8 protein-coding genes are annotated in these 10,641 nt (G+C 63.0%); 5 read left to right on the forward strand and 3 right to left on the reverse strand.

Going from position 1 to position 10,641, the window contains the following annotated elements:
* Window positions 1–321: 321 nt before the first annotated feature.
* Window positions 322–912, reverse strand: coding sequence for an Rv1476 family membrane protein (locus PCS43_RS01000; RefSeq protein ID WP_021332993.1), 591 nt, complete (start codon window positions 910–912; stop codon window positions 322–324).
* A 456-nt stretch (window positions 913–1,368) separates the two neighbouring features.
* On the opposite strand from PCS43_RS01000, the gene acnA reads away from it, so the two are divergent.
* Window positions 1,369–4,170, forward strand: coding sequence for an aconitate hydratase AcnA (gene acnA / locus PCS43_RS01005; RefSeq protein ID WP_007727883.1), 2,802 nt, complete (start codon window positions 1,369–1,371; stop codon window positions 4,168–4,170).
* 180 nt (window positions 4,171–4,350) lie between these two features.
* Window positions 4,351–4,917 (forward strand): TetR/AcrR family transcriptional regulator, encoded by a 567-nt coding sequence (locus tag PCS43_RS01010; protein ID WP_003944970.1) that lies wholly within the window; start codon window positions 4,351–4,353, stop codon window positions 4,915–4,917.
* Between the two features lie 60 nt (window positions 4,918–4,977).
* Here the strand turns inward: PCS43_RS01010 and PCS43_RS01015 are convergent, their stop codons facing one another.
* On the reverse strand, window positions 4,978–6,609 hold the full coding sequence (locus PCS43_RS01015; RefSeq protein WP_003944932.1) for an ABC-F family ATP-binding cassette domain-containing protein: 1,632 nt from the start codon (window positions 6,607–6,609) through the stop codon (window positions 4,978–4,980).
* Window positions 6,610–6,738: 129 nt separating this feature from the next.
* Between PCS43_RS01015 and PCS43_RS01020 the strand changes: the two genes are divergently transcribed.
* Complete coding sequence (locus PCS43_RS01020) at window positions 6,739–7,524, forward strand: SDR family oxidoreductase (protein WP_047270400.1); 786 nt, start codon at window positions 6,739–6,741, stop codon at window positions 7,522–7,524.
* Window positions 7,525–7,534: 10 nt separating this feature from the next.
* Window positions 7,535–8,665: a lycopene cyclase family protein gene (locus tag PCS43_RS01025; RefSeq protein WP_073512395.1), complete on the forward strand. Its 1,131-nt coding sequence runs from the start codon at window positions 7,535–7,537 to the stop codon at window positions 8,663–8,665.
* Window positions 8,666–8,679: 14 nt separating this feature from the next.
* On the opposite strand, the gene PCS43_RS01030 is transcribed toward PCS43_RS01025, so the two are convergent.
* Window positions 8,680–9,651 carry an alpha/beta hydrolase gene (locus tag PCS43_RS01030; protein ID WP_118607245.1) on the reverse strand — a complete coding sequence of 324 codons (972 nt, stop codon included), beginning with the start codon at window positions 9,649–9,651 and terminating at the stop codon, window positions 8,680–8,682.
* A gap of 149 nt (window positions 9,652–9,800) precedes the next feature.
* Between PCS43_RS01030 and ku the strand changes: the two genes are divergently transcribed.
* Window positions 9,801–10,640, forward strand: a complete 840-nt coding sequence (ku, locus tag PCS43_RS01035; protein ID WP_442972509.1) for a non-homologous end joining protein Ku — start codon at window positions 9,801–9,803, stop codon at window positions 10,638–10,640.
* The last annotated feature ends 1 nt before the right edge of the window (window position 10,641 follow it).

Here is a 10,641-nt window from a genome sequence, read left to right on the forward strand (position 1 = left end):
GCACCGGTCGCCCACAGCCCGAGAGCTGCTCGTCGACCTGGACGTGCCGTACGAACGCCACCGTCGACACCTCGAGAACGAGGCAACCGACAAGTACGCGTCGAACAACATCAGCCTGTCTGCGACACTTCTTCCCCAAAAAGTGCCAGTTGTACCGTACGACACTCAAGCGTTCTTTGGAAACTTTAGCCACAAATAACACAAACGGTATTTGAGCTGGTCGAATGGCATGCAGGCACCAAAAAGGGCAGGTACTCACCGCAAACAGCAGTGAGTACCTGTTTTCGACGAGTTACTGAAAATCTCGCAAAAGGACCAAGGTCAGACGGAATCGGCCCGGTGGTCGGATGGTGCTGGTGTTTCCGAAGTCGAGGCGATATGTCTGGTTTGCGCGTTTTCTGGCTCTCGCCGCCACTTGACGGCAAAGGTAATTCCGGCAATAACCGCCACCACTGCGATGACAAGGACCGTGTAAAGCGTCCACGGCGGACCTGGCGCCACGATCTCGTGCGAGAAGCGGTCCGCGGTCACGCTTGCGCTTTCGCCGAAAGATCGGTCCTGTGCAGTTTCGAGCTGCACTCGACTGATCGAATCGCTGTAGCTACCCATCCAGTCAGGGCTCAGAACGAGAACCGTTCCGCCTTCTGTTTTGCCGACCGTCGTGGCCAGGTCTCGAAGATCGGACGGCCGGCCCGGATTTGCGTCGACTACTACGACGCTCAAGTCGACACCACGTTCACGAGCGTCGGTCACCACCGCGGTCAGCCCCGCAACATCATCCGCGGGGGCGGAGACGCCGTCCGTCGAAATGTCCGCGAGCACGTCGTCGAGATCGACGTCCGACGGAACAGCGACGTGCAACGGGGACTTCACGTGCACAGGCGCAAAAGCGTGATTTGTAGGAGCAGACATCTCTCATCCGGGTGCTGTTCGGATTCCGTCCACCGCTGAGATGCGGGGAGTTCTTCCGAGGTCGTTTTTCGGCGGCCGACCCGCGACGGGCCTGCATGCACCCTACTTCAGGTCGACTGCCACCAGGCGTCACACACAACCGCCGCGCGTGCCGCCCGAGCGGTAGCTGTGGGTGCGGTCACCCAGCCAAGCCTGCGTTGCGCAGGCCCGCAGTCTGCATGAAGATTGTTTCGGTCAACTTGCCCTGAATTCTCACAGGACAAGCGTACTGTTAGACTTGGACCAAGAGGTACCACCGGTCAGGACAGGTTCTACTGCAGCTCCGATGTTCGGACAGTTCTCACGCGAACTGTGCGATTGGCGTGAGCTACGGAGAATCTTCCCGGCCGAAGTACCTCGCTTCAGCTGCCGACACAGCCCCGTCGGTAGCGACCCTCATAGACGAGTGGAGCAGACGTGAGCACCAGTATCGATTCATTCGGAGCCAAGGGAACCCTCGAGGTCGGTGAGAACTCTTACGAGATCTTCCGCCTCTCGGCCGTCCCCGGCACCGAGAAATTGCCCTATTCCTTGAAGGTTCTCGCCGAGAACCTTCTCCGCACCGAAGACGGCGCCAACATCACCGCGGATCACATCCGCGCAATCGCAAGCTGGGATCCCTCAGCCGAGCCGAGCATCGAAATCCAGTTCACGCCTGCCCGCGTGATCATGCAGGACTTCACCGGCGTTCCTTGCATCGTCGACCTCGCCACCATGCGTGAGGCCGTCACCACCCTCGGCGGCGACCCGAACAAGGTCAACCCGCTCTCCCCCGCCGACATGGTCATCGACCACTCGGTCATCCTCGACGTCTTCGGCCAGGCCGACGCACTCGAGCGCAACGTCGACCTCGAATACGAGCGCAACGGCGAGCGTTACCAGTTCCTCCGTTGGGGCCAGGGCGCATTCGACGACTTCAAGGTCGTCCCCCCGGGAATGGGCATCGTTCACCAGGTCAACATCGAGTACCTGGCACCCACCGTCATGTCGCGTAACGGACAGGCATACCCCGACACCTGTGTCGGCACCGACTCGCACACCACGATGGTCAACGGCCTCGGCGTGCTCGGCTGGGGCGTCGGCGGCATCGAGGCCGAGGCAGCAATGCTCGGCCAGCCCGTCTCCATGCTGATCCCCCGCGTCGTCGGATTCAAGCTCTCCGGTGAGATCAAGCCCGGCGTCACCGCAACCGACGTCGTGCTCACCGCCACCGAGATGCTCCGTAAGCACGGCGTCGTCGGCAAGTTCGTCGAGTTCTACGGCAACGGTGTTGCCGAGGTTCCGCTCGCGAACCGCGCGACGCTGGGCAACATGAGCCCCGAATTCGGTTCCACCGCAGCGATCTTCCCGATCGATGCCGAGACCATCGAATACCTGCGCCTCACCGGCCGCAGCGACGAGCAGCTCGCTCTCGTCGAGGCGTACGCCAAGGAACAGGGCCTGTGGCACAACCCCGACAAGGAACCCGTCTTCTCGGAGTACATCGAGCTGGATCTGGGAACCGTTGTTCCCTCGATCGCCGGCCCGAAGCGCCCGCAGGACCGAATCCTGTTGTCGGAGTCCAAGACTGCGTTCCGCAAGGACATCCACAACTACGTGGAAGAGAACCACCCGACCGAGCACACCCAGCTCGACGAGGCCGTCGAAGAGTCCTTCCCGGCTTCCGATCCCGCGGTTCTGTCGTTTGCCGACGACGGAGCGGTCGACGTTCTCTCTGCTGCCAACGGTGCAGAAGGCCGTCCGAGCAAGCCGGTCGTCGTCAAGTCCGACGCCGGTGAGTTCGTTCTCGACCACGGCGCCGTCGTCGTTGCAGGTATCACCTCCTGCACCAACACGTCCAACCCGTCGGTCATGCTCGGTGCTGCACTGCTCGCACGCAACGCCGTCGAGAAGGGCCTCGCCACCAAGCCGTGGGTCAAGACCAACATGGCTCCCGGTTCGCAGGTCGTCACCGATTACTACGAGAAGGCCGGCCTGTGGCCGTACCTCGAGAAGCTCGGTTACTACCTCGGCGGTTACGGCTGCACCACGTGCATCGGTAACACCGGACCGCTGCCCGAGGCAGTCTCGAAGGCCATCAACGACAACGACCTCTCGGTCACCGCGGTGCTGTCGGGTAACCGTAACTTCGAGGGACGTATCTCCCCCGACGTCAAGATGAACTACCTGGCTTCCCCGCCGCTCGTGATTGCCTACGGCCTCGCCGGAACCATGGACTTCGACTTCGAGACCGATTCGCTCGGTAACGACACCGACGGAAACCCCGTCTACCTCAAGGACATCTGGCCGTCCACGCAGGAAATCGAAGAGACCATCAAGTCCTCGATCGACCAGGACATGTTCCGCAAGTCGTACGCAACCATCTTTGCGGGCGACAGCCGCTGGCAGAACCTCGAAACCCCGAAGGGTGACACCTTCGAGTGGGACGAGAACTCCACCTACGTGCGGAAGCCACCTTACTTCGACGGCATGACGATGGATCCGGCTCCGGTCAAGGACATCAAGGGCGCTCGCGTCCTCGCACTGCTCGGCGACTCGGTCACCACCGACCACATCAGCCCGGCAGGTCCGATCAAGGTCGGCACCCCCGCTGCGCAGTACCTCGACTCCCATGGCGTCGAGCGTGCGGATTACAACTCGCTCGGCTCGCGTCGCGGTAACCACGAGGTCATGATTCGCGGAACGTTCGCGAACATCCGTCTGCGCAACCAGCTCCTCGACGACGTCTCGGGTGGTTACACCCGCGACTTCACGCAGGAAGGCGCACCGCAGGCATTCATCTACGACGCGTCGCAGAACTACCAGGCAGCCGGCATCCCGCTGGTCGTCCTGGGCGGCAAGGAGTACGGCTCCGGATCCTCGCGTGACTGGGCAGCCAAGGGCACGAGCCTGCTCGGCGTCAAGGCCGTCATCACCGAGTCGTTCGAGCGCATCCACCGCTCCAACCTGATCGGCATGGGCGTTGTCCCGCTGCAGTTCCCGGTCGGCGAGTCCGCAGGTTCGCTCAAGCTCGACGGCACCGAGACCTTCGACATCGAAGGTGTCGAGAAGCTCAACGAGGGCGTCACCCCGAAGACCATGAAGGTCACGGCGACGCGCGAGAACGGCGAGAAGGTCGTGTTCGACGCAGTCGTACGCATCGATACCCCCGGCGAAGCGGATTACTACCGCAACGGCGGCATCCTGCAGTACGTGCTTCGCAACATGATCCGCGGCTAGTAGGCACTACGTGCCTGTGAGCACTTTCGGCCCCTGACGGGTCACAAAGCGCTCACGACCACTTTCGCCGGAAGGCGAACCAGGTTTCATCGGTGGTCGTGAGCGCTTTGTGCACTGAGTCGACATTCAGCGCCTACGGCCGAAAGTGTTCACAGGCAACCCGACAAAGGAGGGATGCCCGTGCCCAAGGTCAGTGAAGACCATCTCGCGGCACGGCGCAGTCAGATCCTTGACGGCGCCCGCCGCTGCTTTGCGGAATACGGCTACGACGGCGCCACAGTTCGCCGTCTCGAAGAAGTCACCGGTTTGTCCCGCGGAGCGATCTTCCATCACTTCAAGGACAAGGACGGCCTGTTCCTCGCTCTCGCAAGCGAGGATGCGAGCCGGATGGCAGATGTCGTCGCCGAAGAGGGCCTCGTCCAGGTCATGCGGGACATGCTCGCGCAGCCCGACCAATTCGATTGGCTGGGAACGCGACTGGAGATAGCGCGTCGACTGCGCAACGACGCCGATTTCCGCGAGAAGTGGTCACAGCGCTCCGTAGAACTGACGGAAGCGACCAGTGCGCGTCTCGCCAGACAGAAATCGGCAGGCAGACTCCGTGACGACGTCCCCACCGAAATTCTGATCGGGTATCTGGATCTGGTGATGGACGGCCTGGTCGCGAGAATCGCCTCCGGCCACGGCGTCGACAACCTGTCAGCGGTTCTCGATCTGGTCGAGGAATCGGTGCGGCGGAGAGACTGAGGGGCTTCGCCCCTGTGCGCCTTTTTGGTAGTTCCCACTACCAAAAAGGCGCACAGGGGGTTAGGCGAGCTGGATCAGCTCGAGGTACTCCTGCGACCAGTGGTCCTCGTTGCCGTCGGGCAGGAGGATGACCCGCTCGGGGTTGAGGGCCTCGGCAGCGCCCGGATCGTGGGTGACCAGGACGACGGCACCGGTGTAGCTGCGGAGCGCGTCGAGCACCTGCTCGCGTGAAATCGGGTCCAGGTTGTTGGTGGGCTCGTCGAGAAGCAGAACGTTGGCAGCGGACGACACCAGACCGGCCAGAGCCAGACGCGTCTTTTCACCACCCGAGAGCGTTCCGGCCGGCTGTTCGAGCTGCGGGCCGGTGAACATGAAGGCACCGAGCAGCGAACGCAGTTCCTGCTCCCCTGTGTCCGGCGCGGCGTGGCGGATGTTCTCCCACACGGACGCGTCGTCGTCGAGGGTGTCGTGCTCCTGAGCGAAGTAGCCGACCTTGAGTCCGTGACCGGCGATCAGCTCACCAGCGTCCGCTTTCTCCGCGCCCGCGAGGATGCGGAGCAGCGTGGTCTTACCTGCACCGTTGAGTCCGAGGATAACCACACGAGACCCACGATCGATCGCGAGATCGACACCGGTGAAGATCTCGAGCGAGCCGTACACCTTGGTGAGGTTCTTGCCCATCAGCGGAGTCTTGCCACAAGCGGCGGGTTCGGGGAAACGAATCCGCGCAACCTTGTCCGAGACACGTTCGGCATCGAGGTTCGCCATCAACTTGTCGGCTCGCTTGGCCATGTTCTGAGCCGCGACGGCCTTGGTTGCCTTTGCGCCCATCTTCGCGGCCTGAATCCGCAGCGCACCGGCCTTCTTCTCGGCATTGGCGCGCTCACGGCGACGACGCTGCTCGTCCGTGGCACGAGCGTCGAGGTACTTCTTCCAGTTCATGTTGTAGACGTCGGCCTCACCGCGGACGGCATCGAGGAACCACACGCGGTTGACGACGTCGTTGAGCAGGTCGACGTCGTGGCTGATGACCACCAGTCCACCCTCGTGGTTCTGGAGGAAGCCACGCAGCCAGGTGATGGAGTCGGCGTCGAGGTGGTTGGTGGGCTCGTCGAGCAGCAGAGTCGTGTCCGAGCGGGCACCGCTGCCGTCGGAGGCGGCGAAGAGGATGCGCGCCAATTCGACGCGACGACGCTGACCGCCGGACAGCGTGCTGAGCGGCTGCCCGAGAATGCGGTCTTCGAGACCGAGGCTGCTGGTGATGCGTGCGGCTTCACTCTCGGCTTCGTATCCGCCGAGGGCCGAGAACCGATCCTCGAGCTGACCGTACTTCTTGACCGCGCGGTCCTGCGATTCCTGATCGAGCACCTCGCCCATCAGAATCTGCTGCTTCTCCATCTCGCGGAGCATCGTGTCGAGGCCACGTGCGGAGAGAACCCGGTCCTTGGCGAGGACGCTCAGGTCGCCCTCTTTGGGGTCCTGCGGGAGGTATCCGAGTTCACCGGTACGTACGACGCTTCCCGCATATGCCTCACCTTCGCCGGCGAGGATGCGCAGTGTGGTCGTCTTTCCGGCTCCGTTACGTCCGACGAGTCCGATCCGGTCGCCCGGCTGGATGCGCAACGAAGGCCCGGGAGCCGTGAGAAGGGTGCGGACACCGGCACGAACTTCGAGGTCAGTGGCGGTAATCAAGCAAACTCCTCAGGAAAAACGACGAATACGGGTAAACAATGCCTGACTACAGACACAAGAACTATCGATTTTACCGTGACCTGACGGTCGTTCCGACCAGCAGCGTGTGAGTCCGCTAACGTTCGGGACATGACTAGCGAAAACAGCACTCGTCCTCGCGACCTCGAAGGCCGTGCCGCCATCGTCACCGGCGCAAGTCGCGGAATCGGCAAAGCTGTCGCCGCCGAACTCCTCGCTCGCGGTGCCGACGTCTTGATCACAGCCCGCAAGCCGGAGCCCCTCGAGGCCGCCGCATCCGAGCTGTCCGCTCTGGGGCACGGCGGAAAGGTCGTCGCATTCGCGGGCAACGCAGCCGATGCCGAAGCCCGCTCCGGTGCCGTCGACCGCGCCGTGTCCGAATTCGGTTCACTCGACATTCTGGTCAACAACACCGGAATCAACCCCGTCTTCGGTTCGCTCATGGAAGCGGACCTCGACGCCGTGCGCAAGATCTTCGACGTGAATGTGGTTGCCGCCCTCGGTTACGTCCAGCAAGCACATCGGGCATGGATGGGCGAACACGGTGGAGCCGTCGTGAACCTGGCAAGTGTGGCCGGGATCCGGTCGACGGGCGTCATCGCGGCGTACGGCGCGTCGAAGGCTGCGCTCATCCGCCTGACGGAAGAACTGGCCTGGCAACTGGGACCGAAGATTCGTGTCAACGCCGTAGCTCCCGGGATCGTCAAGACGCAGTTCGCGGCAGCCCTGGTCGCTGCCGGCGAGGACAAGGCGTCGGCGGGCTACCCGATGAAGCGGCTCGGCACCCCCGAGGACGTTGCCGGTCTGGTCGGCTTCCTCGTCTCCGACGCGGCGGCGTGGATCACGGGCGAAACGGTCCGGGTCGACGGCGGTCTGCTCGCAACGGGATCGATGTAGTGCGCCGGTCGTGAGCACAGACAACTCTTCCGCCGACGTGGTGATCGTCGGTGGCGGCCCGGCCGGGCGGGCACTCGCCACCCGCTGTATCGCCCGGCAACTCACCGTCGTCGTTGTCGATCCGCATCCCCATCGGGTGTGGACGCCGACCTATTCGGCGTGGGCTGACGAGCTGCCGTCGTGGCTGCCGGTCGATGTGATCGCAAGCCGGATCGAACGCCCGAGCGTGTGGACCCGCAGACAGAAAACGCTTGATCGCACATATTGCGTATTGAATACATCTTTACTGCAATCATTTCTCTCGGGAACATCCGTACAGTTCAGAGCCGTGCGTGCTCAAACACTGTCACCTACCGCCGTCCTGTGCGTGGACGGATCGCAGCTGACAGGTTCCGTCGTCATCGACGCCCGGGGTACCGAACTGACGGTGACAACCGCCCAGCAGACCGCCTTCGGAGTGATCGTCGACCGCGCTCTGGCCGATCCGATTCTGGGTGGTGGCGAAGCCTGGTTCATGGACTGGCGAACAGACAACGGCGCCTCCGACGCCGACACTCCGTCGTTTCTCTATGCGGTCCCACTCGATGACGAGCGAGTTCTCCTCGAGGAGACCTGCCTCGTCGGCCGGCCGGCGTTGGGGCTCCGCGAACTCGAAGCGCGTCTGCGCACCCGGCTTCGCAATCGGGGCTGCGAAGTCCCCGACGACGCACCGGTCGAGCGGGTCCGTTTTGCAGTCGAAGGCCCGAAGGAGTCGTTCCCCGACGGTGTCCTCCGTTTCGGCGGGCGAGGCGGTCTGATGCATCCGGGAACCGGATACAGCGTTGCCTCGTCACTCGCCGAGGCAGACGCTGTCGCCAAAGCAATCGCCGGCGGTGGAGATCCCAACGCGGCGCTCTGGCCGCGGTCGGCCAAGGCGGTGTCTGCCCTTCGCCGCGTTGGCCTGAACGCACTTCTCACCCTCGGCTCGAGAGAGGTCGCGACATTCTTCGACACGTTCTTCGATCTACCGGTCGAGGCTCAGCGGTCCTACCTGTCCGATCGGCGGGACGCGTCCGCGACGGCGAAGGTGATGGCAACCCTGTTCCGATCGTCACCGTGGCACGTCCGAAAGACGTTGATGCGCGCGCCGTTTCTGAGGTGAGCACTCCGGACCGACTACTGCGCTCCTATCGAGCCGGCGATCATCGGCCAGGAATTGTGTAGGTCGTCCTGCCAGTAGCCCCACGAGTGGGTTCCGGTCGGCTTGAAGTCGAAGGTCGCGGGGATGCCCAGTGCGTTCAGTCGGTCCGCCAAGCCGTGCGTGCACCCGTTGACCGCGGATTCGATGATGCCGCCGACGACGATCTGATTCAGGAGCGCTCCGGGATTTCCGTTCACATCGGGTGCCTGAAGGTTGTCGTGCGGACCTGGCAGCCCGGATCCGGTGGAAACGTACAGTGCGGTCCCCCGCAACTTCTCCGCGTTCACAACCGGATCGTTCTCGCGCCATCCCGGACCGTCGAACGGTCCCCACATGTTTGTCGGATCAGCGCCACCCCGCGCGCCGACCACCAACCGCACATAGTCCTGACCCGGCTGGGTGGAAGTCTCCGCGCACCCGCTGTAGGCCCCGACACTCCGATAAAGGCCTGGTGCCGAGATCGCGAGATTGAGTACCGACGTCGCCGTCATCGAAATCGCCGCGATGGAGTTGACCCCGTTGGTACCGAACTGCGCATCGATGACGGGCGGCAGTTCGCGAGTGAGGAACGTCTGCCACTTGTTGCGCCCGAGTACGGGATCGTCTTTCTGCCAGTCGGTGTAGTAGCTGAACGCTCCTTCCAGCGGCGTCACGACGTTGACGTTCTTGTCGGCGAAGAAGTCCAGGACATCGGTCCGTCCTTCCCACGTTGCACTGTCCTCGCCACCACCGGCGCCGTTGAGCAGATACAACGTAGGCCGTGGGGCGCTCGTGTCGGCGGGGAGGATCACCTCGAGTGGAATGTCGCGGCCCATCGCATCGGAGTGGACGCTGATGGTTACGGTGCGTGCCGGATCTGCGTTCGCGGGCCAAGGCGCAAACAGCAGTGGAACCAGTGAAATCGCCAGCGCCGCGGTGACGCGTCGACGGTAGGTTCGGATTCTCATCGGAGCGTCCCCCCAGGTGTGCGAGTCGGGTTCTCGAAGCGGATACCCGCTCGATACGCCCCGAACCGACCCATCCACACGCAACGGTTCGGGATCAACCGTGATCGTTTGCCTCGCGCAAACGGCCGGCGGCGACCATCATGGGAGGCATGCGCTCGATTTGGAAAGGCTCGATAGCCTTCGGTCTGGTCAACGTCCCGGTCAAGGTGTACTCGGCGACCGAGGACCACGACATCCGATTTCACCAGGTCCATGCAAAAGACGGTGGCCGCATCAAGTACAACCGTGTGTGTTCCGAGTGCGGAAACACGGTTCAGTTCGCGGACATCGACAAGGCGTACGACTCGGAAGACGGATCGCGCGTCATCTTGAGCGACGAGGACTTCAACAAACTCCCGGCTGCGGAGAAGCACGAGATTCCGGTGCTGGAATTCGTGCCGAACGATCAGATCGATCCGATCTTGTTCGAGAAGAGTTACTTCCTCGAGCCCGATTCGGCGTCGCCGAAGGCGTACGTCCTGCTTTCGACTGTGCTCACCGAGAGTGATCGAACGGCACTGGTGCATTTCACCCTGCGACAGAAGACGCGCCTGGCCGCGATGCGCGCTCGCGACGGTGTTCTGGTGATCCAGACCTTGCTGTGGCCCGACGAAGTTCGTGCAGCAGAGTTCCCTTCCCTCGACGACGTGGAGAAGCCGAAGGCGAAGGAACTGAAGATGGCGCAGACGCTCGTCGAGAGCATGGCGGGCGATTTCGATCCGACCGAGTTCACCGACGACTACCAGCTCCAACTGAGGCAGTTGCTCGACGAGATGATCGAGAACGGCGGCAAGAAGGTCATCCCCGCCGCCGAGGTCGACCAAGAGGGCACCGACGCAGAGGTGGTGGACCTGGTTGCCGCACTGCAGCGCAGTGTGGACGAAGCGAAGTCGAACGCCTCCAAGGCCGGCTCGTCGAAGTCGACTACAGCGAGGAAGAAACGAGCCTGAG

The sequence above is a fragment of the Rhodococcus sp. C-2 genome, from assembly GCF_027854095.1.
Taxonomy (GTDB): Bacteria; Actinomycetota; Actinomycetes; order Mycobacteriales; family Mycobacteriaceae; genus Rhodococcus_F; species Rhodococcus_F qingshengii.